Here is a 26,782-nt window from a genome sequence, read left to right as displayed (position 1 = left end):
TTTTTCGGGACCCGGTCTCGAGACCGCTTCTCAGTCGGAAAGCGGGGTCGGTTTCGGCAAGGAGAGCTTGAGGTCGCTCCGCCAATCCTCCTGCGCCAGCCATCGATGGAGCGCGGCCACCGCCTTCACGCGTAGATGCCCGCGCGGGACGACGAGGTAGAAGCCGGGGACTTCCTCCGGCTTCATGTCGGCGATGGCGTCGCGGCCGATCGGCGCGACCAGCGCGCCGGAGCGGAAATCCTCCTCGGCGTCGATGACGGAGACGAGGCCGACGCCGATGCCTTGCAGGGTTGCACGGCGCATGGTCGCCGCGTCGTCGAAGCTGATGCTGCGGTCGCCGTCGGTCAGTTCCACGCCGAGGTGCCGCAATATGTCAGGCCACAGGCGCTTCGACTTGACCGTGTCGAGCAGCGTAAACTTCGTCAGATCACGCGCCGATTTGATCTTCTCGCCGATCGCTGGCGTGCAGCAGATGATTTTCGGGTCAGGCACCAGCAGCGTGACCTCGTAGTCGGGCCAGTTGCCGTAACCCCACTGCACAGTCATATCGATGTCGTCGCGGCCGAAATCGGGCAGGTCGACCATCGTGGTCAGGCGCAGGTCGGCACCAGGCAGCATCTCTCGGAACAGCGACAGCCTCGGCAGCAGGTAATGCGTGGCGAAATACGGGCTCGCATTGAGGTTGATGCGGTCGCGGTAGTTCGACTTGGTGACGCGGCGCACGCCTTCGGAAAACTCGTCGAAGCCCGCCTTGACGTAGTGCGAGAGCAGGATCGCCGACTCGGTCAGCTCGATCGACCGGCCCTTGCGCTCGAACAGTGTCACCTGAAGCGTGTCTTCGAGAAGCTTGATCTGCTGCCCGACTGCCTGCGGCGTGACCAGGAGCTCGTCGGCCGCCTGCCGGAAGCTCTTGTGTTGCGCCACGGCATGGAAGACGCGAAGCGCATTCAGCGAAGGAAGGCGAAGCTTGCCGGTCATGGTAAATTCCGCCTCCTTTCGTTCGAGACTCCGTTGCTCATTCAGTGCCGAAGCTCAGCAGTCGCCGGCTGCCGAATTGATTCTAAGCGTAGATGTAACCACCTGAAACGATTACGTTTTCACCGGTCATGTAGGTGTTCTTCGGGCCACCCGTCATCAGCACCCATTCGGCGATCTCGGTGGGCTCGGCGCCGCGGCCGAGCGGGCTTGCCTTGGCCAGTTCCTCGAGGAAGCCGAGGGCCTTGGCCTTCTCGGTGGCCATGCCGGCCGGCGCGACGGAATTGACCAGGATACCGTCCTTGGCGACGTAGTGCGCGAAGGACCGCGTCAGGCTCACGACGGCGGCCTTGGTGGCCGCATAATGGGCGTTCTGCGGATGCGCCTTGAAGGCGTCGACGGAAGTGAGATTCACGATCCGCCCGCGCACATGATCCTTAGGCTCCTGCGCCTGCATATGGCGGACCGCCGCCACCATCATATGGTAGGTGCCCTTGATGTTGATGCCGTTGGAGGCGTCCCAGTCCGCGTCGGTGATTTCGAGCAGCGGCCGGCGCGGATAGATGGCGGCGCAATTGATCAGCGTGTCGACGCGCCCAAGCTTGGCCACGATGGCATCGAAGGCGGTGTGGCACTGCGGACCGATCTGGATGTCGCACGTGGCCGCCGCTATCGGCAGGCCCTTGGCCTTCGCCGGCCCAAGCGCGCTCTCCGCCGCTTGCTGGTTGATGTCGATGATGCCGATCTTTGCCGCCCCGGCCTCGACAGCCATCTGGGCCAAGAGCGCGCCGAGGCCGGCGCCGCCACCAACGATCAGAACGGAGAGATCCTTCATTGCAGTTTTCCCTACTTGGTGCCGCTCGGCGAGGTCGGCCAGGTCGGCATGATGTCGAAACGGGTAACGTCGGCCCATGCCGGCAGCGCGAGCACGGCGACGACCATCCGGGCCACGTCATCGGGCTGCACCACCTTGCTGGCGTACATGGCGGCGCGCGCCTTGGCGTCGAGGATGTCCTGGTAAAGCTGCGTCTCGACGCGGCCGGCGACGATCTCGGTGACGCGCATGCCGAAGGGGGAAAGGTCGGCGCGCAGCGCGCCGGCAAAGCCGGAGATCCCCGCCTTGGTGGCCGAATAGACGGCGATGTTGGAGAATGCGGCGTGGGCCGCGACCGAGCTGGTGAACAGGATATGCCCGGACTGCCGCTCGCGCATCTGCGGCACGACGAGGCGGGTGAGCAGGATCGCGGCGCTGAGGTTCACCTCCAGCGTCGCGTCGATGTCTGCGATCTTCATGTCGGCGAAATTGCCGAGCGGCGGCATGATGCCGGCATTGTTGATCAGCACATCGATGGTGAGATCCGCCAGCACCGATTCCAGCGCCTCGCGGTCGGTGACGTCGACGGAGATCGGTACGATGCCCGGACGTTCGGCCTGCAATTCCCTGAGCGCGGCCTGACTGCGGCCGACCGCGTAGACGTCATAGCCGGCATCACTCAAGGCGATCGCCATGGCCCGGCCTATGCCGCTCGTCGCTCCGGTGATGAAGGCTGTCGTCACTTGGGCTTTCCCATTGCGGCTTCCCCATTTGCCTAGGTTTCAGTGTGCGGCGCGGGCCGGCGCCGCGAAACCAAGAAAACCAGCAAAAAGGAAAGATAAACTTTCGAAAGCCTGTTCGGCGGCTGGAATATTCCAACGTGTCCGCCCGACGGCGAAAGCCTCTGGCCCAAGGAAAACAGTGGTTTCAGCGCGCCGAAGTGATTTTCCGGCCGCAACCTGAGAAAAAACATGGCTTTCGCAAACGGCCGGCAGGGCGCGCATCGATGACGGCGGACCAGATCGAAACCGGCGAAATTATCCGGCCGTCGGCAGGGGCTTTCTCAGGTCCTTGAAAAGCGAGGCCGCGGCGGCTTTCTGCTCCGCTTCGGTTGCCTCGATGCCCGAGGCTTTCGCCAGCGCGCGCACGCGTCCCAGGCTGTTCTGCAGATGCTTGCGCATCGCCTGGCGGGCCTTGGCTCCGTCCTGCCTTTCGATGGCGTCGACGATGGCTTTGTGCTCGCTGTGGATGCGCGCGTAGTAGCTGTCCTTGAGCGCGGGCTCGACGACATAGCCGAGCTGGAAGCGCGGCACAATCATCGGCCCGAGATAGGCGAGGAAGCCGTGGATGAACTCGTTGCGCGCGGCCTTGGCGATCGCGAGGTGGAAATCATAGTCGTAGTGGATCTGGACGGCGGCGGGGTCCGGGTGCCGGGCATCGATCTCATCCATCATGGATCGGATTTCGCTGACTTCCCTGTCGTTCCGCCGTTCCGCGCAGAGCCCGGCGGATTCCACTTCGACGCTCAATCTGAGCTCGAGCAGGGCGATGGTTTCCGGCAATGTCCTGAGCGCCTCGTCGGGAATCGAAAAATTGCGCGGCGCAGGCGTTTCGCTGACGAACATGCCGCGCCCCTGCTGCGGCACGACCATGCCCTCGGAGCGCAGCCGGGCCACCGCCTCGCGCACGACGGTGCGGCTGACGTCGTATTCGGCGCAAAGCTCCGCCTCTGTCGGCAGTTGCGCGCCGGGAAGCAGCGATCCAGAGCGGATCTTTTCGGACAGACTCTCCGCCACGACGGTGGAAAGCGGCTTGCGCTTCGTCATTCAGGCTCTTCCGTCCAAGTTGAGATTCGCGATGATGCCCGAACCAACAAGACCATTCAAACCGCCGCGGTGACGATCAGCTCGACCAGCATGCCGGGCTTGGCCATGCGGCCTTCGCCGGAGGAGCGCGCCGGCGCATGCTCCTTCGGCATCCAGGCGTCCCAGACCGTGTTGACCTCGTCGAAGTCCCTGATGTCGTCCAGCCACATCTGGACGTGGAGGATGCGCGTCTTGTCCGTGCCTGCCTTGGCGAGCAGCGCGTCGATCTTGCTGAGCACCTCGCGCATCTGGTCGGCCGCGGACTGGCCGGGTTTTGCGACCTGGCCGGTCAAATAGAGCGTGCCGTTGTGGATGACGCCGTGATGGATGCGGGTGTCGAAGTCGAAGCGCTGGATATCGCCCACTGGTTTTCCTTTGTCAGATTGCCGGCGTCTGCCGGATGGGGTTGCCTTGCAGGTACTGCGCGTAAGGCGCCTGGACGAGCCAGCCGGCGTCGACCGGCAAGGCCACGCCGGTTATCGACGCGGCGCGGTCGGAGCAGAGGAACAGGGCCGCCTCGGCGACATCGCGCGGCTCGACGAAGCGGCGCAGCGCCGTCGTGGCCTGGATGGCTTCCGGGTTGCGCTCGCCCTTTGCGATCTTCACCTTCAGTCCGTCCGACAGCGTATAGCCCGGTGCCACGGCATTCACGCGAACGCCATGCGGGCCGAGCTCGGCGGCCAGCATCTGGGTGAGCGCCAGAACCGCGTGCTTTCCTGGCGTGTAAGCCGGCAACGACAGCGGCGCGAAAGAGGCAAGCGAGCCGACATTGAGGATCGCGCCGCGCCCGGCGGCCGACATCAGCCGGCCGAACACCTGGCAGCCAAGCAACGTGCCGCGATAGTTGATGCGCCACATCCGCTCGTCTTCGGCGAGGTCCTGGTCGAGCACGTGCTTGCCGCTCTGCAGGATGCCGGCGCAGTTGACCACGACATGTGGCGTGCCGAAGGCGTCGCCGACAGCCCGCGCCAGCGCTTCGACCGAGGCGGGATCGCCGACATCGGTCTGGGCAAACAGCGCGCGTGGCGCGCCCGCTTTCTCGCAGGCGCCGGCCGCTTCCTCGCCCCGCACTGCATCACGGCCGGCGACCACCACCTGATAGCCGTCCTCGGCGAAGCGTTCGGCCACTGCGCGGCCGATGCCGGACGTGCCGCCGATGACGACGGCGGTCATTGCATCAGCCATTGCGGCGATCCTTCCGATCGATGTCGAAGAATTCGGCCATGGCCTCGACCTGGAAATCCATCATCGGGCGACCGGGCTGGATGCGGCAGCCGATCTCTTTCGCCGCTTTGAGCAGGGCCGTCTCGGCCGGCTCCATGATGATGTCGACCACGGTCATCTCCGGCGTCAGCTTGCTCACATCCATCGGCAGCGGGTCGCCGGCTTTCAGCCCGGACGGCGTGGCGTTGATCGCCATATCCATGCCGGACGGATCGGGCTCGCCAACCTCGATGCGGCAATTGGGGAACGACTTGTTGACCAGCGAAGCGAGCTTTTGCGCGCGGTCCTTGTCGACATCGGTCAGGCGGATCTCGGCCGCGCCTTCCTCGGCGAGGCAATAGGTCAGCGAAGAGCCCGCGCCGCCGGCGCCGACCTGGAGTATGCGCTTGCCGGAAATCTGATGTCCCCCGGCCTTCAGGCCATCGATAAAGCCGACGCCGTCGAAATTGTCGGCGTACCAGCTGCCGTCCGCCTGCCGACGCACCGAGTTGGCGCTTTGCACGCGAGCGGCACGGTCATGGGCGGCAGCGCATTTGTGGTAGACCGGGACCTTGTAGGGCACCGAGATGATCACGCCCCGGATATTCTCCGCCGCCGTGATGCCGGCCCAGAACGTGTCGAAATCTTCCGGACGGCAGCTCAGCGGCACCATCAGGCTGTCGAGCCCCTTCTGCTCGAAGATCTCGTTGAAGATGCCAGGGCTTTTGGCATGACCCACGGGATGGGCCAGCATGACGTAGATGTCGGCCTTGCCGGTTCCGCGCATCGGTTATTCCTTTCCGTTTGACAGTTCGTGATCACTGAGAATTTCGAGGGCCCGCACGAGCGACGAATGGTCGGCTTCCGAGCCACCCGCCCGGGCCGAGCAGGCATTCATCAACTGCTGCGCCGTTGCCGTGCCCGGCAAGGCAACGCCGAGCGCGCGTGCGCTTTCGAGCGCCAGATTGAGATCCTTCTGGTGCAGCCGGACGCGAAAACCTGGCGCGAAGCTGCGGGCGATCATGCGCTCGCCATGCACGTCGAGCACGCGCGAGGAGGCAAAGCCACCCATCAGCGCGCTGCGCACCTTCGCCGGGTCGCAGCCCGCTTTGCTCGCAAAAACAAGCGCTTCGGCAACGGCCTCGATGTTGAGCGCGACGATGATCTGGTTGGCGATCTTGCAGGTCTGACCGGCGCCGTTCTTTTCGCCGATCAGCGTGATGTTCTTGCCGAGCTTCTCGAAGATCGGCAGCGCCCGCTCGAACTCGGCGACCGGTCCGCCGACCATGATGGTGAGGCTGGCCGCCTTGGCGCCGACCTCGCCGCCGGAGACCGGCGCATCGAGATAGCCTGCGCCTGCCTGCCTTATCTTCGCGGCAAAGCCGGCCGTGGCAATCGGGCTGATCGAGCTCATGTCGGTGACCAGCTTGCCGGCCGAAATTCCGTCCAGCACGCCGTTCTGCCCGAGCAGGACGCGCTCGACGTCGGGTGTGTCGGGAAGCATAGTGATGACGATTTCAGAAAGCTGCGCCACCTCGGCCGGAGAGGCGACGACCGATGCTTTCAGATCTTTCGGAAGAGGCGCGCGATTGAGGACGGTGACGATCCCATGTCCGGCATCGGCGAGATGCCGCGCCATCGGTGCACCCATGACGCCAAGCCCGATGAAGCCGATTTTCATTAAGCAACTCCCAATGTGGTGTCACAGCGCCTTGCAGCTCAAGCGTGACGTATGATATAGGACATCATACAAATTTCAATGCACCTTCTTTACGGCTGGAGACCGATCGCAAAATGCAGGAGCGCGTCAATTCGCTGAAGGCGGCCGTACAGGCCGGCCGGGCTCATATCGGCATCTGGTGCTCACTGGTCTCGGCGCTCACCACCGAGATCGTGGCGGGCTCCGGGGCGGGCTGGCTGCTGATCGACGGCGAGCACAGCCCGAACGATCTGCGCAGCATCATGGCGCAGCTGCAGGTCGCGGCGGCGTTTCCCTGCGAGGCGGTCGTCCGCTTGCCATCCGACGATCCCAATCTGATGAAACAGGCGCTGGATGTCGGGGCCCGCAGCCTGATGATCCCGAATGTGCGCACGGCGGAGCAGGCGCGCGCGATCGTCGCTGCCATGACCTATGCGCCGGTCGGCTTCCGCGGTTTCTCGGTCGGTCACCGCGCCAACGCTTTCGGCCGCATCGCCGGCTATCATGCAAAAGCGCGTGAGCAGCAGCTGCTTGCCGTGCAGATCGAAGACGAGGCCGGCGTCGCCAATGCCACCGAGATCGCCGCGGTCGAGGGGGTCGATGTCCTGTTTGTCGGGCCGGGCGACCTGTCCACGAATATGGGCGCGATGGGCAATCCCGGCGCCAAGCATGTGCAGGAGGCGATATCGTCCGTGCGCAAGGCCGCTGCCTCGGCAGGCAAGGCCAGCGGTATCCTGGCTCCCGTGAAGGCCGACGCGGACTGCTATCTCGCCGACGGCTTCACCATGGTGGCCGTTGGGTCGGACCTCGGCCTACTGGCGCGAGGTTCTGATGCCCTGATTGCCTCGTTCAACCAGTAGAGCGGAGAACAGAAGTGGCTATCCCTCCTTACAAGTCCCCTTCGCGCGGCGCCTATGACATCGTCATCGTCGGCGGCGCCGTCGTCGGCTCATCGACGGCCTATTGGGTGAGCCAGGCGCTGGGCAGCGGCGCCTCGATCCTCGTGGTCGAACGCGACTCGAGCTACGAATTCTCCTCGACGGCGCTTTCCACCAGCGCCATCCGCCAGCAATATTCCAACCCGATCAATGTGAAGATCAGCCAGTTCGGCATCGAGATCATCCGCGGCTTCCAGGAGCGGATGGCGCCTTTCTACACGGACGAGCCGGCGCCCGATCTCGGCTTCAAGGAACATGGATATCTCTATTGCTGCTCGCCGGAAGGCGTGGACGCGGCGCGCGAAAGGGTCGAGCTGCAGCGCAGCCTTGGCGCGCAAACCGTCTTTCTTGAACCAGGCGCCTTGAAGGAGCGTTTTCCGTGGCTGAATGTCGACGATCTCGGCGGCGGCTCGTGGGGTTCGCGCGAGGAGGGCTGGTTCGATTCCATGGGCATGCTGAACGGCTTCCGCCGCGCGGCGCGCGGCAGCGGGGTCGAGTATATCGACAACGCAGTGACGGCGCTGGACATCGTTGACGGGCGGGTCGTCTCGGTGCGGCTCGCGACAGGCGAGACGGTCGCTTGCGGAACGCTGGTCAACGCAGCGGGTCCGCGAGCGCAGCAGGTCGCCGCCATGGCTGGGCTGTCAATCCCGGTCGCGCCCTACAAGCGCTACAGCTTCGTCTTTGCCAGCGCCAATCCGATCCCCGGCCGCATGCCCAACGTCATCGACCTTTCCGGCACCTTCGTGCGGCCGGAAGGCGAGCTTTTCCTCACCGGCAACACGCCGCAGGGCGACGGACCGGCCGACTACGACGACTTCGAGATGCATTTCGAGGAGTTCGACGACTATATCTGGCCGGCGCTATGGCATCGGATCCCGGCCTTCGACGCGCTGAAGGTGCAGACCAGCTGGACCGGCCACTACGAATACAACATGCTCGATCACAACGGCATCGTCGGCTTCCACCCCGAGGTGAAAAACTTCATGTTCGCCAACGGCTTCTCGGGCCACGGCCTGCAGCAGTCGCCTGCGGTTGGCCGGGCGGTCTCGGAGCTGATCATTCACGGCGCTTTCCAGACGCTCGACCTGTCGCCCTTCTGCTATGAACGCATTGCGCGCAACGAACCGTTTCTCGAGGAAGCGGTGATCTAGAACCTTGAAGACCACCGGGACCAAGCAAGAAATCGAGCTTCGCTACCAACTGTCCAAAGACTTCGCCTTGCTGCTTCGTGACTTTGCGACAGCTGAGTTATGAGCTTGTGAACCGATCAAGAACGTTGCGGGTGATCTGCTCGGTGAAGCGGTCGCCGCGCTTGAGGCCCATGACCCACTCGCATGTCGCTGCGGTCAGCACTTCACCCTTGCCGCGCGTCATGTGCACCATCATGCCGGCGCCGTATTTGTAGCGGGCGAGCCCTTCCGGCGTCACCTCGCCGGTGACGCATTTGACCAGGCCCTCATGGTCGCTGCTGCGGACATAGTAGCGGAAGCCTTCGCCGTCCGGCTCGTCCTCGGCAAGCACCGCCGGCGCCATGGCAAGGATTTCGATCGTTTCCGGCTGACCATCGACGGGGACGGGGTAGGGCAGGCCATGCCTGAACGTGTAGTCTAGACCATCGACCTCGTAGGCGAAGATGCGCTCCTTATCGCCGAAGATGTCGGCATAGTGAAGCCCGGTGCGGGCAAACACCCAGTGCTCGGGCCGGTAGACGGTGAAGCCCTTCTGGCCGTGCGGCGCGAAGCCGCCCCAGGACGCGTAGAGTCCATGCAATCCGTTGACGCCGACCGTCGAGGCGCCTGGCCAGGCGACGTCCTTGTCTTCCCATGCGGTCGACAGCAGATGCGCCTTGTCGGTGCCGGCGACGGGATCGTTATTGATGGCGTTGAACTTGTGGCAGATCTGGCGCTTGCCGTCGTCCTCCAGCCGGATCTGCCAGAGGAAGTTGGCGCCGAAGCGTGCAAGCCTGCCGCCGCGTTCGACATAGGCTTCGATCGCCAGCCGCATCTCGCGGGTCCAGTATTCGTCGTGGCCGACAATGGTCACGCACGGATAGGCGTCGAGCAGTTCCGGCCTGTAGTGCAGGTCGGTCTGCGTGATCATGTCGAGCTCGTAGCCTTCCTTCTCCGCCCACAGCACGAAATGGCGGTCGAACTGCGCCCAGCCGGCGGCGGCGTAATACTGGCCGAAGCCGTTGGCATAGGCCCATTCCTTCATCGGGTAGCGCGGCGCATCGCCGAACTCGGGCAGCGGGTCGGCGCAGATGCGTGGCGCGCCGGGCGGCAGCCAGACGACGCCACGGGTCCACGGGCGCTCGAGAGAAAGCACGGGCGAGGGCTGGTCCTTGCCCGGACCGACAACGCCGAAATAGTGGTTGGCGCCGCCGAAATCATTGTAAGCGGTCCAGGTGCCGGTCGGCAGGATCATCAGGATCTTGGCGCGGCGCGTGGCCGCTGTCGGACGCACGACGAAGAAATGATGCTGGACGAACTTGCCGCCATTGGCGCGGGCGCAGGTCGAGACGACACGGTAGAAGCCCGAGCGCAGATCGGCCGGCAGCCGCCAGCGGTGGCTGACGGGCCAGCCGCAGCCGGAGCGGTATGCATCCGCCGGCGTCGGCGCGAAGGCGCCGGCGACGTCCTCGACCTTGTGGACGGTCTCCGGCCGATAGCCGTCGCGGTAGATCTCCAGCGTCCAATGCGGAGCGGTGGTCGAGGAATGGAAGACGACCTCGTCGCCCGGGTCATAGGACATCGTGTCCGTGTAGGTATAGACCTCGGGCAAGGCAGGGTCGCCGCGCGGCGCCTCGTACCAGGGGTTGGAGTGCCAATGCTCGTCGGCGGACATGGCCCAGGCCTTGCGCGGGCGGATGTTGACGGGACCGAGTTCGGGCGGAACGAAATCGTCTTCACGGGACATGGGCTTGCTCACTCAGTTCATCTGCAGGAAAGGTCGGTCAAAGCGTGTACGAGACGAGTTGGCCGGGCAGGCCGAGCGTGACCCAGAGCCGGCCGTCATGGACGCAGCAATTGGTCGGGTCGCTGCCCTCGCCGCAATCGATCATCTCGACCAGCCGTCCGGTGGTGTCGAGGATCGCGACCCGGTCGCCGGTGCTGCCGGTGACGTAGAGCAGGCCCTCCTGGAAGACCATGCCGTCGGGATTGAAGCGGCCGTCGAAACGAACCCATTCGCTCATCGCGCCGACGCTGCCGCCGTTCCAGTCGAAGCGCAGCAGACGATGCTCCATGGTGATGCCGACGATCAGCGAGCCGTCGGGATGGAACACCAGCCCGTTCGGGAAGCCGGTCATCTTGGCCAGCGCACGGACCTTCCGGTCCTGTCCAGCCGCAAGCAACTGCCCGCCATGATAGGCACTGGCATCGGCGCCCAGCACCTCCCAGTTCTGCGGGTCGGTGAAGACGATTTCGCCTTCGGGCGTGAAGATCAAATCGTTTGGCCGCGAAGGCTTGGCGCCGGGCACATGGTCGGCAAAATTCTCCCAGCGGCCGTCGAGCTGCAGGCGTTGGATGCAGCCGGGAATCATCGGCGCGGCGAAGTGCAGCTTCTCCAACGATTCCGGCGCGAGGCCGCCATTGTTGCAGATGTAGAGCGCGCCGTCGGGGCCGAGCCGCATGCCGTTCGGCGCGCCGGGAAGGGTGGCCAGCTCGCGCGCGGCACCGTCCTTGAAGGCGCGGACCTTGGCGTGCAGCAGGTCGACGAAGGCGATAGAACCATCCGGGAGCGCCACCGGTCCCTCCGGAAAGCCCAGGCCCGTCACATGGATTTCCTTCGACCGTTTCATAACGCCTCCCTCTTCGCTGTGCTTCTAGCTGGCGACGGCCAGCCCGCGCCTGGCGCGTCCCACCTCGCCGCCCGCCCGTGCCGTTTCTTCGGGCGCAAGGTGGCAGGCCACCATCTGGCCGGTGCCGGGCATGGCGCGCAGCGGCGGCACTTTCTCCCGGCAGATATCGCGCGCCAAATGGCAGCGCGGGTGGAACCGGCAACCGGATGGCACGTCGGCCGGATTGGGCGGATCGCCGGTGAGCATGATGCGCTTCCAGCCGACCTGGCGGCGCGCGGCAAGCGTCGGCGCCGCCGACAGCAGCGCCTGCGTGTAAGGATGCAGCGGCCGCTGCATGATCTCGTCGGCCGTTCCCTGCTCGATGATGGTGCCGAGATACATCACCGCAATGCGGTCGGCGACGTGGCCGATGACGTCGAGGTCATGCGAGATGATCAAATAGGAGATGCCGCGCTTGCGCTGGATCTGCAGCATCAGATTGACGATCTGGGCCTGGATCGACGGATCGAGCGCCGAGGTCGGCTCGTCGGCGACGATGATTTCCGGTTCGAGCGCCAGCGCCCTTGCGATGGCGATGCGCTGCAGCTGGCCGCCGGAAAATTGACCGGGCAGTTTTTGGATGTCGATGTTCTCCAATCCGACGAAGGAGAGAAGCTCGCGGATGCGTGGCTCAAGCCCGGCGCCAAGCTTGAGGCCATGGGTATCGAACGGCTCGCGCATCACTTCGGCGATCGTCATGCGCGCGTTGAGCGAGGCGAGCGGATCCTGGAACACGGCCTGCAGGCGACGGCGGATCGGCAGCATGCGCCGGCTGGCGAAACCGGTCACGTCGACGCCGTCGAAGCGCACGCGCCCGTCCGTCACGTCGACCAGCTTGAGCGCCAGCCGGGCGAGAGTGGACTTGCCGCATCCGCTCTCGCCGACCAGCCCCAACGTCTCTCCCCTGCCCACGGCGAGCGAAACACCGGCCACCGCCTGCACGGCGCGGCCGCCACGGCGCTGCGAGAAGATTTTCGAGACGGCATCGAGTTCGAGAAGCGCCATGGGTCAGCTCCTCGCCGCTGTCAGGGACATCGCCGCCTCGATCGGATGATGGCAGGCGAGCTCCACGACGCCGAATTTGCGCCGTGGCGGCTCGACGGCCTTGCAGTCGTTCTGCGCGCGCGGGCAGCGCGGATGGAAGCGGCATCCGGCGGGGAAGGCGCCCAGCCCGGGCGCGCCGCCGACGATGGCGTTGAGCTCCTGCTTGGCCGGCGTCTGCGAAATCATGGCGCTGGTCATCAGCGCCGCAGTGTAGGGATGCGAGGGCTGCAGCATGATGGAGTCGGCCGGCCCGACCTCGGCAATGCGGCCGGCATAGAGCACAAGGATCCGGTCGGCCACTTCAGCGACCACGCCCATGTCGTGGGTGATCAAGATGATCGTCAGCGCCATCTCGTGTTTCAGTTCGGCAAGCAGCTCGAGCATCTGCGCCTTGATGGTGACGTCGAGCGCCGTCGTCGGCTCATCGGCGATCAGCAGGCTCGGCCCGGCGGCCAGCGCCATCGCGATCATGGCGCGCTGCCGCATGCCGCCGCTGATTTCGTGCGGATAGGCGGAGGCGACGCGGCGCGGGTCGGGAATGCGGACGCGCTCCAGCATTTCCACGGCGCGCTTCCTTGCCTCGGCGCGGCCGGCAAGGCCATGCGCGACAAGCGTCTCCGCGATCTGGTCGCCGACCGGCCAGACCGGGTTCAGCGAGCTCAGCGGATCCTGATAGATCAGGCCGATCTCCGGGCCGCGCAGCTTGCGCAGTTCGGCGTCGGGCCGCTTCAGCATTTCGCGATCCTTGAAGCGGATCGAGCCGGAGACGAAGGCGGTGGGCGGCTGCAGTCCGGCGATCGACATGCCGGTCAGCGACTTGCCCGAGCCGGACTCGCCGATGATGACGAAGGTCTCGCCCGCTTCGACGTCGAAGGAAATGCCGTCCACCGCGACGAGGTTCTGACCCTCGCGCTGGAAGCCGATTGCGAAGTCGCGGACCGACAGGATCATGCGGCCCGCCTCGAAGCGAGCGCGTCGCCGATCAGCGAGAAGGCGGTGGCGGTCAGCATGATCATGGTGCCGGGAAAGACAAGGTACCACCAGGCCGAGCCGAAATAGGGGCGCGAGTCGCGGATCAGCAGACCCCATTCCGGCGTCGGCGAATTGGCGCCGAGGCCGAGGAAGGAAAGGGCGGTGACGGCGACCAGCGCGTAGCCGATATCGGTTGTGATACGCACATTCACCTCCTGGACGACGAAGGGGATGATGTGGCGGCGCAGGATGGTCATCTCGGAGACGCCGAGCGCCCGGGCGGCCTCGACATGCGGCCGCTCGCGCAGGCGCAGCACCTCGCCGCGCACCAGCCGCGCATAGCCCGGCCACCAGATGATGGCGAGCGACAGCGCCACGCTGTCGAGGCCGCGTCCGATCGAGGCGGCGACGGCGAGCGCCAGCACCAGCGCCGGGAAGCCGAAGAACAGGTCGACGATGCGCATCATCAGATTGTCGATGCCCTGGCGCGCCATGCCGGAGACCGCGCCATAGATCACGCCGAACAGAGCGGAGGCGAAGACGATGGCGATCGCCACGCCGAGCGAATAGCGGGTGCCGTAGACGATGCGCGAGAAGACATCGCGGCCGCCCTCGTCGGTACCGAAGATGTGGGTGAGGCTCGGCGGCTTCAGCCGGTCGGCCATGGCGAGCGCGATCGGGTCGTGCGGCGCGATCAGGCCGGGCAGAAGCGTGAAAGCCGCAAGGATCACCAGCACCAGCAGCGCGAGCGGCAAGAGCACGCCCTTCGGCCTCGCGATGGTCCGGCGCGCGGGCTGGGTGGAAATGCTCATGAGCCGACACTCTGCACGCGCGGATCGATCACCGGATAGAGAAGGTCCATCACCAGGTTGATGATCACGAAGCCGGCCGTGGACACGATCGCCAGCGCGATGACCGGCGAATAGTCGAAGACCTGGAAGGACTGGTAGGCGTAGAGGCCGATGCCGGGCCAGTCGAAGATGACCTCGACCAGGATCACCCAGCTGATCATGTAGCCGAACTGCATGGTGGTCGCCGTCAGGATCGGCGACAGCGCATTGCGCAAGATGTGCTTGAACAGGATACGGTTGGGCGACAGGCCCTTGCCGCGCGCCGTGCGCACGTAGAGCCGGCTCTGTTCCTGGATGAGGGCGGCGCGCGACAGCCGCGTTCCGACCGCAAGCAGGTTGACGACGATGGTCGCGGCGGGGAGCGTCAGATGCTTCAGGCTGGCGCGAAAGGCCGAGAGGCTGCCGGCGAGCAGGGAATCGACCAGCAGGAAGCCGCTGATGACAGGCGGAGCCGTCTCGCGGATCGGGAAGCGCGCGCCGAGCGGCAGCCAGTGCAATTTGTAGAAGAAGAAGAACTGCAGCGTCATGCCGAGCCAGAACACCGGGATACCGGTGCCGATCATGGTGATGAGGCGGATCGCGCCGTCTACCGCGCCGCCGGGGCGGCGGGCGGCGAGCACCGCCAGCGAGAAGCTGACCGCCAGATAAAGGACGAAGCTGACGATCAGGAGCTCCAGCGTCGCCGGCAGATACTGCTTGAGGTCGGTGCTGACGCTGCGGCGCGTGCGGATCGACTCGCCGAGGTCGCCCTCGGCGAGGCCGATCATGTAGGTAGCGAATTGCTCCGGCAGCGGACGGTCGAGACCGTGCTCGACGCGGATGCGCTGCACGGTCTCCTCGGAGGCGTTCTGGCCGGCCAGGAAGGCGGCGGGGTCGGCCGGAACGACACGGCTGAGGAAGAAGGTTATGACCGCGACGGCGATGAGGACGAGAAGGCCCCAGACCAGACGCTTGAACAGGAAAGCGATCACAACCGTGCTATCCGCATGCTCACCTCGCTGCTGTTACTTGCTGTACATTTCCCAGAAGCGGGCGTTGATGTACTCGGCCGGGTCGATGCGGTAGCCGCCGATCCGGTCAGGCTCGGGTACCACTGTCTTGGGCCGCGCGGTCCAGATGATGTAGTGGGAGTCCACCACGATATCGGCCGCCTGCTTGAGCAGCTTGCCGCGTTCGGCGGCGTCGGAAATCGTCGGCAGCTTGGCCACGAGGTCCTGCAGCGTCTGGTCGAAGAATTTGCCGGAATTGTAGAAACCGCCCTTGAGGTAATGCGCCGCGAAGAACTTGGTCGCGTCGGATGGGCTGAGGTTCGCGTTGCCGAGCACGAAGCAGTTGCTCTTGTCGGACTTGATGGCGGTGATCGCCTCGACGAAGGGCTGCTCCTCGATTTCGACGGTGACGCCGAGCTGCTGGGCCGAAGACTGAAGCACGGTCGCGGCAAAGCGGAATTCCGGGAAACCGGCAGGCACCGAGCATTTCATCTTGGCGTTGGCGAGACCCGACTTGGCAAGTGCCGCCTTGGCGCCGTCGAGGTCGGTCTTGATCTCGGCCTCTTCCTTCTCGGGGCTGCCGGGGAACCAGGACGGCACCGGGCCGCGGCCGACTTCGGCCTTGCCCTGGAAGGACTGCACCATGGCGTTGTAGTCGAACGCCTTGACCAGCGCTTCGCGGAAATCCTTGTTGTTGGTCGGCGCCAGATCCATGTTGAGATAGATCGCCGGCCACGCCCACAGATTGTTGCCCTCGACCATATGGAAGCCGCTGCTGGTGCCGATGCGCAGGGCCTCGTCGAGCGGCACGAAATTGGCGAGGTCGAACTCGCCGCCTTCAAGGCCGCGGGCGCGGTTGGCGCCGTCGGTGACGAAACGGTCGAGCACGCGGTCGAACGGCTTTTCCGGGAACTTGCCCCACCATTTGTCGTTGCGCTTCAGCTCGATCTGGGTGCCGCGTGTCCAGGACACGAATTCGTAGGGACCGGTGCCGTTGGCGTTCTCGTTGAACCAGGCCTGGCCGAGGTCGTCCTTGTGCTTGGCGATGTCCTCGTCCGACACCATCTCGATGCGGCTGAGGTTGGAGGCGAGGAAGACGGTGGGCGCCTTGGTCTCGATCTTGACGGTCTTGGGGTCGACCACGGTGACGCTGGCGATGTCGTCGACTAGATAGGACTGACCCTGGCCGATCTTCAGCAGTCGGTCGAGCGTCGCCTTGACGTCGTTGGCGTCAAAGGCGGTGCCGTCGTGGAAGGTAACGCCGTCGCGCAGCTTGAAAGTCCAGGCCTTGCCGTCCTGCTGCCATTCCGTCGCCAGCGCCGGCAACAATTTGGATGGATCATTAAGATCGAAGTCGACCAGGCGATCGTAGATGTTGCGGGTGACCGTGAACTCCCAGTTCACATTGGCCTTGGCCGGGTCAATGGTGCTCGGCTCGCCGGCATCGGCATAGACGAAAGTGGACGCGTCGTCGGCGAAAGCCGAGTAGGAGACGCCGCCCATCAGAAGGCCGAGCGCCAGTCCCAAAATCCCATTGCGAAGCTTCATCGTTCTCCCCTTATTTTTGGTCTCTGGAAATAGAATATATCATATATGATGAAGGTCGCAAGCGCGCATGATGACGTTTCCGCGCCGCGTGGCGAGCGGTGAAAGCAAGAATGGACGAAAGCGTTGAAGCCCGGCGAAAAGGCTTGGTACTCGCGGCCCATCCAGAGATTTTCCTCGGATGGAGCGGGGCCTGGATATCGGGTTTTCTAGAGGGTGCCGGCTAGCGTCGCGACCGTCGCGGGGGCTCGTCTTCGGCGTCTTCCCTGCTCTCTATCGCGGCGAGGTGCTCGACGAATTTGCGGCCGCCCTCGATCAGGTCCTGTTCGAAGGCGCGGCGCAGCGCCGCCTCGTCCTTGGCACGCAAGGCGGCGATCACGTTGACGTGCTGGTGCTGGCCTTCATAGGTCGGGTGGCCATGCGGGTAGAGCAGGCTGAGCAGCGGGCCGGCTTGGATCCACAGCCTCTCGATCATCTCGATGAGATGCGGCATTTCCGATTTGCGATGAACCGTGAAGTGGAAGTCGTAGTTGTATTGAAGCGCGGCGGCATAGTCCTTGGTGCGCTCTGCCTCGATCAACTTGTGATGGATATCTTCGAGGGTTTTCAGGAACGGTTCGTCGATATGCGGCATCGCTTTTGAAGCGGCATAGGGTTCGAGCACCAGCCGGATGTCGCGCAGTTCCAGATATTCCTTGAGGCTGATCCGCCGCACACGGATATAGTAACCCGGCTTCATTTCCAGCGCGCCGTCCTTGACCAGCTGGAAGATGGCCTCGCGTACTGGCGTCTCGCTGGTGCCAAGCTGCTGGGCGAGGTCGCGAATCTTCAGCCGGTCGCCGGGGTGGAGCCGCGCCGACATCAACTCCTGGCGAAGACGCAGGTAGATCTGCGAAGACAGGCTCGTCGCCTGGATCTCAGGCAGGTTCTGCATTCGTCAGCGGACTCGCTTTTTGCATCTGGCCAATGGTTCTCAAGATCATACGCCGCCAGACCTGTCCATATCGCGGGCCGGCAGCCATTCGAAAATTCAGTTCATAAGAACGGTGTTCCTGTGCTTGCTAGCCTGGCAACAAACCCGTTCCATAATTGCCGTATCGCTTTCCGACCCGCTCCATTTCCGCTTCGGGAAGCAGCACCGGCTCGCCGCCTTGCAATGCCATCAGATACTGACGGGCCAGGGTTTCAAGCTTCACCGTGGTCTGGAAGGCGGCTTCGAGCGTCTTGCCGATGGCGATCATGCCGTGATTGGCGAGCAGGCAGGCGGTGCGGCCCTTCAGCGCCTCGACCGCTGTTTCTCCGAGCCCCGCGGTGCCGAAGGTGGCGTAACGGGCACAGCGCACATCGGCGCCGCCGAAGGCCGCGACCATGTAATGGAAGGGAGGCAGCGGCTTGCGCAGGCATGCCAGCGCGACGCAGGCATCGGCATGGGTATGGATCACCGCGTTGGCGGCCGGGTAGGCGTTGAGGATCGCGGCATGCATGTGCCATTCGCTCGATGGAATGCCGCCGATCGTGCTGCCGTCCTCTTCGACGCGGACAAGCTTCGACGGCGTCAGATTGGCGCTGTTTGCCCCGGTCGGCGTGATCAGCATGCCGCCGGCAATCCGGCAGCTCACATTGCCGCTGTTGCCGTGATTGAAGCCCTTGTCCTGCAGACGCCTCACGGTGTCGGCGATTGCCTGGCGGGGTGTGTCTTCGTCCGTCGTCATGAGTGCTCCGGATGCCGCATGGATTCCAGCGTCGGCAGGAACATGTCCACAGGGCCCAGCTTCCCCGATTTCAGGCTGAGGGCGACGACATCGGCCTCTTCCGTCGTCGCCCTGGCAATCCCTGGCCCCTGATAGGCGCCGACCCTCAAGCGGTCGATGCCAAGCTGCTCGACCACCGTGCCGGACGTCTCGCCGCCGGCGACGAGAAAGCGCCGGACGCCGCGTCTGTGCAGTTCGACGGCAAGCCTACCGAGAACAGCTTCAGCGAAGGCCGCGGCGCCGTCGCGACCGAGTTTCGCCTGCGCGGCGCCGACCTGTTCCGGGTCGGCCGAGGTGGCGATCGAGACCGGGCCGCTGCCCAGGTGCTTGTCCGCCCAGGCGAGGGCCGCCGCGACGGTTGTCTCGATACTGTCGACGGCGGAAATGTCGATGCGGTGCACCGGCCTTGCTTGTTCGAACGCTGCCAGTTGCTCCAGCGTCCGTTCGGCGCAACTGCCTGCAAGCACGACGCCGGGGCTTTCCACCGCCGGCAGCGGCCGCTTCGGCGGCGCGTCGTCCAGCCAGCCGCGCTCGCGCCAGAGCGCGGGATAGTGGCGGATGATCGGCGCGTTGCCGGTCATCAACGGCCAGTCGACGGTGAGCGCCGCGACCGCGGCGAGATCCTCGGCATAGATTGCATCCAGGATGACGTGCCGGATGCCTTGCGCGACCAGATGATCGAGATAGGCGCGGCGACTGGCGAGTTCCGCCCGCACGACATTGTGCGGCAACAGCCCGACGGCGAGTTTCGACTGCCGCTGCAGCACGCGAACGAGGTTGGAATCAGTCATCGGGGTCAGCGGATCGAACCGTTTCGACGATTCCGAGACGAGCTGCGCGCCGACGAACAGATGGCCCTGGAAAACGCTGCGCGCGAGATCGCCGGAACTCGGGCAGAAGCCGGTATGCGTGGCCCGCGTCAGGGCAAGCAGGCTGTCGGCCACCGGGCCGATATTGCCGTCATCGGTGGAATCGAAGGTTGCGCAATATTTGAAGAACAGCCGCCTTGCGCCGATGTCGAGCAACCGCTGTGCCGCGTCCTCCGATTTCCGCACAGCCTCGGCGGCAGGAACGACGCGGGTCTTTTGGGCGACGACCACAGCGGGCGAGTTGGCGAAATGCTGGACCAGGGCAGGCCTGGTCACGAATCCGCAGTCGACGCCGAGCGCCACCAGCATCGCGGCCGTTTCCATGCCGCCGGTGAGATCGTCGGCAACGATGCCGATGATGGGCTGCATTTTCTCCGCGTCCCCGAACTATTGTGCGCGGATGATACATGATATATCGAATGCTGCAACAAGTCTTGGCGAGTCGGGCGGAACGCGCCAGGCGGGGGCATTCTTCCATGGATCAACATTCAAAGAGCATCGACGACGCCTTGCGTGCCCGGGCAAAGCGCGTCATCCCCGGCGGCATGTGGGGGCATCAGAATGCACCGCGCTTGCCGGCCGGCTACCCGCAATATTTCTCGCGCGCTCAAGGGTGCCGCAGCTGGGATGCGGACGGACGCGAGTACATCGATTTCCTCTGCGGATGGGGGCCGATGATCCTGGGCTATGGCGACGCCGACGTCGAGGCCGCGGCCGACAAGCAGCGCGCGCTAGGCGATGCGATGAACGGGCCGAGCGAGCGGCTCGTCGAGCTGGCGGAACTGATGGTCGAGACCGTCCCGCATGCCGATTGGGCGATGTTTTCGAAGAACGGAACCGACGCGACAACCGCCTGCCTGACGATCGCCCGCGCAGGCACCGGGCGCCGCAAGATCCTGGTCGCGCGCGGCGCCTATCACGGCGCCATTCCGTGGTGCTCGCCGTCGGTCGCGGGCGTTACCGAGGAAGACCGGGCGCATCTTGTCCATTACGACTACAACAACGTCGAGAGCCTGGAGGCCGCGGCCGAGCTGTGCAGGGGCGATCTCGCGGCTATCCTGGTCTCGGCCTTCAAGCACGACCTCGGCAAGCCGCATGAATTGCCGACCGTGGCGTTCGCGCGAAGGGCGCGGGCGCTCGCCGACGATGCCGATGCCGCGCTGATCGTCGACGACGTGCGCGCCGGCTTTCGCCTCGATATGGGCGGCAGCTGGGAACCGGTCGGCGTCCGGCCCGACATGGCCGCCTGGAGCAAGGCGATCGCCAACGGCCATGCGCTGGCCGCTGTCACCGGCAATGACCGTTTTCGCGAGGGAGCGACACGCATCTTCACCACCGGCTCCTTCTGGACCGCCGGCGTGTCGATGGCGGCGGCGATCGCAACGATCCGGAAGCTCGGCGCAGTCGATGCGGTGGCGCATATGCGGACCATGGGCCAGCGCTTCCGCGACGGTCTCGATGCGCAGGCGCGGAAGCACGGCGTGCCCTTGCGGCAAAGCGGGCCGGTGCAGATGCCGGTGCTTTTGTTCGACAACGATGTGGATCGGAAGCTCGGCGACACGTTCTGCCTGGAAGCGCTCGCCCGCGGCGTCTACCTGCATCCGGCGCACACGCTGTTCCTGTCGGCTGCCCACCAAGAGGCCGATATCGACCAGGCGCTGTCGGTGACGGACGAGGCTCTGGCAGCGGTCGCGCGGCTGCAGGCCTGATAAGGGTTAGGACGCAACGAAGCCTTCGTGTCCCTGCAGGAAGCGCAGGAAATCCTCGCCGCCCAGGATCAGGTCCCGCTCCATGGCAGCGCGCGCCTTTTCCGAATTCTTCTCGCGCAAGCCCTCGATCACCGTCTCGTGCTGGGCGGCGCCGACATATTTGTGCTCGCCTTCCTTGAAGAAGACGGTCAGCATCGGCCCCATCGAGACCCACAGGCTCTCGATATGAGCGACCAGCATCTCCATGCCGGAGAGCCGATAGACGGAGAAGTGGAAGTCGCGGTTGTAGCGGAATGAAAGTTCCGGATCGCTGGCCCGGTCCGCCTTCTCGAATATCTTCTGGATGGCGGTCAGCTTGTCGATGTCATCCTTCGTCGCATTCTGGGCCGCAAGCCCGGCGGCAAGGCCCTCCAGCGACAGCCTTATGGTGCGCACCTCCATGTAGCGCGCCAGCGTCAGCGCTGGCACGGTGACGAAGCGGCCGGAGCGCAGCTCAAGGCCGCGCTCGCTGACCAGCCGCAGGCAGGCTTCGCGGGCAGGGGTGACGCTGGTGCCGAGCTGGTCGGCGAGGTCCTGCATCACCAGGCGCTGGCCCGGCCGGAACTGCCCCGCGATCAACCCTTCGCGAAGGGCGACATAGGCGCGTGCGGACAGATTGCCTTGCTCGAGCGGCTGAATGTTCACGGCAAAGGTCTCCTCGGCATTGTTGTGTGGCGTCTTCTGCCGGCGGTGATTCTACAAGATATAACCAATAGACGCTTTTTCCTTCACTGTATTGTAGAGCCTGCTAGAGCAGGATGACGTTTCGTTGGATCGTCATCCTGCTCAGCTCTTTGTTGGAGCATGATCTTTTCCGAAAACCGGTTCCCACTTTTTGCTACGCTGACCTGCGGTTCGGGATCATGCTCTAAGCGAGCAGGGATTGCGCGACGCTTTCGACGCCCGCCGCATCGAGCTTGTAGTGACGGTAGAGATGGGTCGGTGGCGCGATGAGGCTGTACTCGTCCTTGATGCCGTGCCTGACGAGCCGTGCGCCGCCGCCTTCCTCGGCCAGCACCTCGGCGACGGCGCCACCCAGGCCACCGAGGATGTTGTGCTCCTCGACAGTCAGGATAATGCGCGACTTGCGCGCCGCCGCCATCACCGCCGCGCGGTCGAGCGGCTTGATCGTGTGCATGTCGATGAGGCCGACGGAGTGGCCCTTGCCGTTGAGCGCTTCCATCGCCTGCTTGGCCGAGTGCACCGCCATGCCGCAGGCGATGATGGTGATGTCGTTGCCGATGCGGTGGACCACCGCCTTGCCGAATTCGAACGGCGCATCATCGGCATAGACGACCGGGTCGTGGCCGCGCGAGATGCGAAAATAGATCGGCTGCGGGTGGCTGACCGAAGCGCGCAGCGCCGCGGCGAATTGCGGTCCGTCCGCGGTCGAGACGACGGTGAGGTCGGCGATCGAGCGCATGATGGCGATGTCCTCGGTGGCGTGATGCGAGGTGCCGTAGAAGCCGAGCGAGATGCCGGTGTGGTGGCCGATCAGGCGAACTGGCTGCGCGCAATAGGCGACGTCCATGCGGATCTGCTCGCAGCAAAGCAGCGCCAGGAAAGAGGCGAAGGTCGCGACATAGGGCATGACCCCGGTGGTCGCCATGCCGGCCGCGGCCGAGACCATGTTCTGTTCGGAGATGCCGAACTGCGTGAAGCGTTCGGGAAAACGCCGGGCAAAGCCGGCGAGACCGTTGGAGTACTGCAGATCGGCGGTGCCGGCGACGACCGGATGGCCGGCTTCGGCGAGCTCGATCAGCGTGTTGGCCAAAGTGGCGAGAGAGGGCGCGCGCTTGTTGAGCTCGCGGTACTGCCAGCTGTCGGGATGCAAGGCCGCGCTCATTCCGCACCCTCCAGGATCGTCTCGCGGGCGCGGGCTTCGTCTTCCGGCGCGAGATAGCCGAGATGCCAGCCGGGTTCGGTTTCCATGTAGTCGATGCCCTTGCCCTTGACCGTTTTGGCGATGATGCAGCAGGGTTTCTCCCGGCCGGTGTCGGCCTTGACCTTGCGCAGCAGGTTGGCGAGCGCGACGACGTCGTGGCCGTCGACCTCATGCACTTCCCAGCCGAAGGCGCGCCACTTCTCGTCCAGCGGCTCGACCGCGGCGACATCGTCGACCTTGCCGTCGAGCTGGTAGCCATTGCGATCGACGATCGCGACGAGCCTGCCCAGCCGATGGGTGGCGGCGCTGATGGCGGCCTCCCACACCTGGCCCTCCTGCATCTCGCCGTCGCCGAGCAGGACGAAGACGTTGAAGTCCTGTCCGTGGAAGCGGCCGCCCAGCGCCATGCCGACGCCGTTGGAAAGGGCGTGGCCGATCGAACCGGAGCTGAAGTCGACGCCCGGCACCTTGCGCATGTCGGGGTGATCGCCGAGCGGGCTGCCGAGGCGGGTGTAATCGTCGAGCCAGGAACGGTCGAAGAAGTCGAGATCGGCGAGAATCGGGAACTGGCCGACCGCCGCATGGCCCTTGCCCATCAGGAAACGATCGCGTTCCGCCCAGTCAGACTCGCCGCGACGGATCCGCATCGTGTCGTAGTAGAGCGTCGAGAAGATCTCGGCACAGGAGAAGACCGACGAATAGTGACCGACCTTGGCGATCGAAATCAGCCTGATCGTCTCCAGCCGCACGAAGCGCGCGCGCTCGCGCAGGCGGGCGGCCTGCTCGTCCGATATCCCGTCATTGCCGCTGTTGCTCGGCCACCGGCTCGCGCCTGAGGACGCCATGGTCGATCTCCTCCGTTTCCGTTTATCTACCCTCGACAACTTATAAGTTATAAGATATTTGATTGAGCCGCAAGACCAAACATCCGCTCTTGGGGAACAGGAAATGCTGCACAATTCGGCTCGGGCGATCGACATGAGCCTGCATTTGCATTCGCAGACGGACCCGCGGCGGCACGAGCAGGATGGGCCGCTGATCATCTCCGGCGGCGAGGGCGTCTATGTCCGCGACGATGCCGGAAACCGCTATATCGAAGGCATGGCTGGCCTATGGACGGCATCGCTCGGCTTCAACGACAGCAGGCTGGCCGCCGCCGCCGGCGCGCAATTCGCCAAGCTCGCCAACTACCACACCTTCAACCATCGCTCGAACGAGCCCTGCATCGATTTGATCGAGCAGCTCGCAGCGGTATCGCCAATTCCGGATTGCAGGATATTCCTGGCCAATTCCGGCTCCGAAGCCAACGATTCCATGATCAAGCTCGCCTGGTATTATCAGACGGCGCGCGGCAAGCCCGGCAAGCGGCGCATCATCAGCCGCACCGGCGCCTTCCATGGCAGCACGGTGATGGGCGCGGTGCTGAGCGGCCTGCCGCATATGCACCGCTCGTTCGGCATGAACACCGACGACATCCTCTTTGCCGGCAAGCCGCATTTCTACCGCGAAGGGCGGGAGGGCGAGAGCGAGGAGGCGTTCGCCGGCCGGCTGATCGCCGAGCTGGAGGCGATGATACTGGCGGCTGGCCCCGAGACGATCGCGGCCATGATCGCGGAGCCGGTGATGGGGGCGGGCGGCGTCATCGTGCCGCCGACGGGTTATTTTCCGAAGCTGCGCGCGTTGCTCGACAAACACGACATCCTGCTTCTGGCCGACGAAGTGGTTTGCGGCTTCGGCCGCACCGGTAACTGGTTCGGCAGCCAGACCTTCGGCTTCAAGCCGGACATGTTCTCCGTCGCCAAGGGTCTTTCCTCCGGCTACCTGCCGATCGCGGCGGTGGTCGTATCAGATGCGCTCTACCAGGCGATCGCCGACGAAGGGCAGCGGAACGGCGTCTTCGGGCACGGCTTCACCTATTCGGGCCATCCCGTCGCCTCGGCCGTCGCCGCCGAAGCGTTGCGCATCTATCACGAGATCGATGTCGTCGGCCGCGCCCGGACGCTGGGCGCGCAGATGCTGGGAGCACTGCGCAACGCGCTCGCCGATCATCCTATGGTTGGCGAGATCCGCGGCGTCGGCCTGCTTGCCGGCGTCGAGCTGGTCGCCGACCGGCGCACCAAACAGGGTTTTCCGGCCGAGGCCAGGGTTGGGGCGCAGGTCGAACGCGCCTGCCGGCAACGCGGCATCATCGTGCGCAATATGGGCGACGTGCTGGCGCTCTGCCCGCCTTACATCATCGAGCCGGACCAGATCGACGAGCTCGTCCGCGCGCTTTTTCTCGCCATCGAAGACACCAGGGAGAGCCTCTCGCTCTGAGGCTTGGCTGCCATGACAATCACCATCAGACAGGACAAAAGCATGTATCCAGAAGTCGGGCTTTTCATCGACGGCAAGTGGGGCCCGGCGGCCGGCGGCAAGACGCTCGAGGTTCGCAACCCGGCCACCGACGAAGTCATAGGCTCGGTTGCGGTGGCCGGCGCCGCCGATCTCGACCGGGCGCTCGCCGCAGCCGAACGCGGCTTCAAGGTCTGGCGCAAGGTCTCGGCCTTCGAGCGTGGCAAGGTGATCCGTGAAGCCGCGCGCCTGATGCGCGAGCGTGCCGGCAGGATCGCCGGCCTGCTCAGCCTCGAACAGGGCAAGCCGCTGGGCGAGGCGATGACCGAAGTTCTCGCCTCGGCAGATATCCTCGACTGGTTTGCGGAGGAAGGGCGCCGCACTTATGGGCGCATCGTGCCGGCGAGAGCCAGCAACGTGCACCAGTTGGTCGTGCGCGAGCCGGTCGGGCCGGTCGCGGCGTTCACGCCGTGGAATTTCCCGGTGTCGCAGACCATCCGCAAGATCGGCGCCGCGCTCGCCACCGGCTGCTCGATCATCGTCAAGCCGCCGGAAGAAACGCCTGCCTCGCCAGCCAGCCTCGCCGACGCCTTCAGGGATGCCGGGCTTCCCGACGGCGTGCTTAATCTCGTCTACGGCAACCCGCCGGAGATTTCGAGCTACCTGATCCCGCATCCGGTGATCCGAAAAGTGTCCTTCACCGGCTCCGTCCCCGTTGGCAAGCAACTCGCCGCGCTCGCCGGCCAGCATATGAAGCGCGCGACGATGGAGCTTGGCGGGCATGCGCCGGCGATCGTCTTCGACGACGCCGACCTGGACAACGCGGCGAGCCTGCTGGCGGCGGCCAAGTTCCGCAATGGCGGCCAGGTCTGCGTCTCGCCGACGCGTTTCTTGGTTCAGGAGAAATCCTACGCGCCGTTCGTCGACAAGCTTGTCGGCCATGCGCGCGCCATGAAGGTCGGCGACGGACTGACCGAGGGCACCCGCATGGGGCCATTGGTCAATGAACGGCGGCTGCAGGCCGTCGAGGCGATGATTTCCGAAGCGGTGGCCGAGGGCGCCAAGCTCGAGACCGGCGGCAAGCGCATCGGCAACAAGGGCGCCTTCTTCGAGCCGACCGTGCTCAGCGGCCTGCGCCCCGGCATGCGCATCATGAACGAGGAGCCGTTCGGTCCGGTGGCGCTGGTGATACCGTTCGGCACGTTCGACGAGGCGGTGGCCGAGGCGAACCGGCTACCCTACGGGCTCGCGGCTTATGCCTTCACCCGTTCGCTGAAGACGGCGACCGAGCTTGGCGCTGAGATCGAGACCGGCATGCTGACGACGAACCATCTCGGCCTAGCGCTGCCGGAAGTGCCTTTCGGCGGCGTCAAGGACAGCGGCTACGGTTCCGAAGGCGGCTCGGAAGCGCTGGAAGCCTATCTCGTCACCAAGTTCATCAGCCAGGCGGGTTTCTAGT

26 protein-coding genes are annotated in these 26,782 nt (G+C 65.0%); 5 read left to right on the top strand and 21 right to left on the bottom strand.

The window, feature by feature from the left end:
- Nucleotides 1-30: 30 nt before the first annotated feature.
- The 8 genes from FJ471_RS11210 to FJ471_RS11175 all read right to left on the bottom strand — a co-directional run bounded on the left by FJ471_RS11210 (nucleotide 31) and on the right by FJ471_RS11175 (nucleotide 6,538).
- Nucleotides 31-978 (bottom strand): LysR substrate-binding domain-containing protein, encoded by a 948-nt coding sequence (locus tag FJ471_RS11210; RefSeq protein ID WP_140803214.1) that lies wholly within the window; start codon nucleotides 976-978, stop codon nucleotides 31-33.
- A gap of 82 nt (nucleotides 979-1,060) precedes the next feature.
- Nucleotides 1,061-1,810: an SDR family oxidoreductase gene (locus FJ471_RS11205; RefSeq protein WP_140803213.1), complete on the bottom strand. Its 750-nt coding sequence runs from the start codon at nucleotides 1,808-1,810 to the stop codon at nucleotides 1,061-1,063.
- Between the two features lie 11 nt (nucleotides 1,811-1,821).
- Entirely contained in the window at nucleotides 1,822-2,532 is a 711-nt protein-coding gene (locus FJ471_RS11200; RefSeq protein ID WP_140803212.1) for an SDR family oxidoreductase, read from the bottom strand.
- A 294-nt stretch (nucleotides 2,533-2,826) separates the two neighbouring features.
- Nucleotides 2,827-3,615, bottom strand: a complete 789-nt coding sequence (locus FJ471_RS11195; protein ID WP_140803211.1) for a FadR/GntR family transcriptional regulator — start codon at nucleotides 3,613-3,615, stop codon at nucleotides 2,827-2,829.
- Between the two features lie 56 nt (nucleotides 3,616-3,671).
- A complete protein-coding gene (locus FJ471_RS11190) occupies nucleotides 3,672-4,019 on the bottom strand; it encodes a RidA family protein (protein ID WP_140803210.1) in 348 nt (115 codons plus the stop codon).
- Nucleotides 4,020-4,032: 13 nt separating this feature from the next.
- Entirely contained in the window at nucleotides 4,033-4,839 is an 807-nt protein-coding gene (locus FJ471_RS11185; protein WP_140803209.1) for an SDR family oxidoreductase, read from the bottom strand.
- Nucleotides 4,832-5,644 carry a shikimate dehydrogenase gene (locus FJ471_RS11180; RefSeq protein WP_140803208.1) on the bottom strand — a complete coding sequence of 271 codons (813 nt, stop codon included), beginning with the start codon at nucleotides 5,642-5,644 and terminating at the stop codon, nucleotides 4,832-4,834. Before FJ471_RS11180 ends, FJ471_RS11185 begins: the two co-directional genes overlap by 8 nt.
- Before the next feature lie 3 nt (nucleotides 5,645-5,647).
- Nucleotides 5,648-6,538: a 2-hydroxy-3-oxopropionate reductase gene (locus tag FJ471_RS11175; protein WP_140803207.1), complete on the bottom strand. Its 891-nt coding sequence runs from the start codon at nucleotides 6,536-6,538 to the stop codon at nucleotides 5,648-5,650.
- Nucleotides 6,539-6,651: 113 nt separating this feature from the next.
- Here FJ471_RS11175 and FJ471_RS11170 point away from each other — a divergent pair, with 113 nt between their 5' ends.
- Together FJ471_RS11170 and FJ471_RS11165 are read left to right on the top strand one after the other, a co-directional pair.
- A complete protein-coding gene (locus FJ471_RS11170; protein WP_140803206.1) occupies nucleotides 6,652-7,416 on the top strand; it encodes an aldolase/citrate lyase family protein in 765 nt (254 codons plus the stop codon).
- Between the two features lie 14 nt (nucleotides 7,417-7,430).
- Entirely contained in the window at nucleotides 7,431-8,648 is a 1,218-nt protein-coding gene (locus FJ471_RS11165; RefSeq protein WP_140803205.1) for an FAD-dependent oxidoreductase, read from the top strand.
- Between the two features lie 97 nt (nucleotides 8,649-8,745).
- Here the strand turns inward: FJ471_RS11165 and FJ471_RS11160 are convergent, their stop codons facing one another.
- The 10 genes from FJ471_RS11160 to otnK form a co-directional block, all read right to left on the bottom strand.
- Nucleotides 8,746-10,413: a N,N-dimethylformamidase beta subunit family domain-containing protein gene (locus FJ471_RS11160; protein WP_140803204.1), complete on the bottom strand. Its 1,668-nt coding sequence runs from the start codon at nucleotides 10,411-10,413 to the stop codon at nucleotides 8,746-8,748.
- A gap of 37 nt (nucleotides 10,414-10,450) precedes the next feature.
- Nucleotides 10,451-11,296 carry an SMP-30/gluconolactonase/LRE family protein gene (locus tag FJ471_RS11155; RefSeq protein ID WP_140803203.1) on the bottom strand — a complete coding sequence of 282 codons (846 nt, stop codon included), beginning with the start codon at nucleotides 11,294-11,296 and terminating at the stop codon, nucleotides 10,451-10,453.
- Nucleotides 11,297-11,320: 24 nt separating this feature from the next.
- On the bottom strand, nucleotides 11,321-12,340 hold the full coding sequence (locus tag FJ471_RS11150; protein WP_246684688.1) for an ABC transporter ATP-binding protein: 1,020 nt from the start codon (nucleotides 12,338-12,340) through the stop codon (nucleotides 11,321-11,323).
- A 3-nt stretch (nucleotides 12,341-12,343) separates the two neighbouring features.
- Complete coding sequence (locus FJ471_RS11145) at nucleotides 12,344-13,330, bottom strand: ABC transporter ATP-binding protein (RefSeq protein ID WP_140803202.1); 987 nt, start codon at nucleotides 13,328-13,330, stop codon at nucleotides 12,344-12,346.
- A complete protein-coding gene (locus FJ471_RS11140) occupies nucleotides 13,327-14,163 on the bottom strand; it encodes an ABC transporter permease (protein ID WP_140803201.1) in 837 nt (278 codons plus the stop codon). The genes FJ471_RS11145 and FJ471_RS11140 overlap by 4 nt, the downstream gene beginning before the upstream one ends.
- On the bottom strand, nucleotides 14,160-15,173 hold the full coding sequence (locus FJ471_RS11135; protein ID WP_140803200.1) for an ABC transporter permease: 1,014 nt from the start codon (nucleotides 15,171-15,173) through the stop codon (nucleotides 14,160-14,162). The genes FJ471_RS11140 and FJ471_RS11135 overlap by 4 nt, the downstream gene beginning before the upstream one ends.
- 33 nt (nucleotides 15,174-15,206) lie before the next feature.
- A complete protein-coding gene (locus FJ471_RS11130) occupies nucleotides 15,207-16,694 on the bottom strand; it encodes an ABC transporter substrate-binding protein (RefSeq protein ID WP_246684689.1) in 1,488 nt (495 codons plus the stop codon).
- Nucleotides 16,695-16,959: 265 nt separating this feature from the next.
- Nucleotides 16,960-17,670 (bottom strand): GntR family transcriptional regulator, encoded by a 711-nt coding sequence (locus tag FJ471_RS11125; RefSeq protein ID WP_224667266.1) that lies wholly within the window; start codon nucleotides 17,668-17,670, stop codon nucleotides 16,960-16,962.
- Between the two features lie 127 nt (nucleotides 17,671-17,797).
- The gene (locus FJ471_RS11120; RefSeq protein ID WP_140803198.1) at nucleotides 17,798-18,448 is read right to left on the bottom strand and encodes a class II aldolase/adducin family protein; all 651 of its coding nucleotides are present in this window, start codon (nucleotides 18,446-18,448) and stop codon (nucleotides 17,798-17,800) included.
- Complete coding sequence (gene otnK / locus FJ471_RS11115; protein WP_140803197.1) at nucleotides 18,445-19,725, bottom strand: 3-oxo-tetronate kinase; 1,281 nt, start codon at nucleotides 19,723-19,725, stop codon at nucleotides 18,445-18,447. The genes FJ471_RS11120 and otnK overlap by 4 nt, the downstream gene beginning before the upstream one ends.
- A gap of 107 nt (nucleotides 19,726-19,832) precedes the next feature.
- Here otnK and FJ471_RS11110 point away from each other — a divergent pair, with 107 nt between their 5' ends.
- A complete protein-coding gene (locus FJ471_RS11110; RefSeq protein ID WP_210242015.1) occupies nucleotides 19,833-21,065 on the top strand; it encodes an aminotransferase class III-fold pyridoxal phosphate-dependent enzyme in 1,233 nt (410 codons plus the stop codon).
- 6 nt (nucleotides 21,066-21,071) lie between these two features.
- On the opposite strand, the gene FJ471_RS11105 is transcribed toward FJ471_RS11110, so the two are convergent.
- From FJ471_RS11105 to FJ471_RS11095, 3 genes are all read right to left on the bottom strand, one after another.
- A complete protein-coding gene (locus tag FJ471_RS11105) occupies nucleotides 21,072-21,749 on the bottom strand; it encodes a GntR family transcriptional regulator (protein ID WP_140803196.1) in 678 nt (225 codons plus the stop codon).
- A 223-nt stretch (nucleotides 21,750-21,972) separates the two neighbouring features.
- Nucleotides 21,973-22,950, bottom strand: a complete 978-nt coding sequence (locus FJ471_RS11100; RefSeq protein ID WP_140803195.1) for a transketolase C-terminal domain-containing protein — start codon at nucleotides 22,948-22,950, stop codon at nucleotides 21,973-21,975.
- Entirely contained in the window at nucleotides 22,947-23,834 is an 888-nt protein-coding gene (locus FJ471_RS11095) for a transketolase (protein WP_140803194.1), read from the bottom strand. Before FJ471_RS11095 ends, FJ471_RS11100 begins: the two co-directional genes overlap by 4 nt.
- Before the next feature lie 103 nt (nucleotides 23,835-23,937).
- On the opposite strand from FJ471_RS11095, the gene FJ471_RS11090 reads away from it, so the two are divergent.
- The gene (locus tag FJ471_RS11090) at nucleotides 23,938-25,305 is read left to right on the top strand and encodes an aminotransferase (RefSeq protein WP_140803193.1); all 1,368 of its coding nucleotides are present in this window, start codon (nucleotides 23,938-23,940) and stop codon (nucleotides 25,303-25,305) included.
- A 42-nt stretch (nucleotides 25,306-25,347) separates the two neighbouring features.
- The gene (locus FJ471_RS11085; RefSeq protein WP_140803192.1) at nucleotides 25,348-26,781 is read left to right on the top strand and encodes an NAD-dependent succinate-semialdehyde dehydrogenase; all 1,434 of its coding nucleotides are present in this window, start codon (nucleotides 25,348-25,350) and stop codon (nucleotides 26,779-26,781) included.
- Nucleotide 26,782: the final 1 nt, after the last annotated feature.

The organism is Mesorhizobium sp. B2-7-1 (assembly GCF_006440735.1).
Taxonomy (GTDB): Bacteria; Pseudomonadota; Alphaproteobacteria; order Rhizobiales; family Rhizobiaceae; genus Mesorhizobium.
The sequence above is the reverse complement of the archived record's forward strand: the minus strand, read 5'-3'. Positions and strand labels throughout refer to the sequence as shown.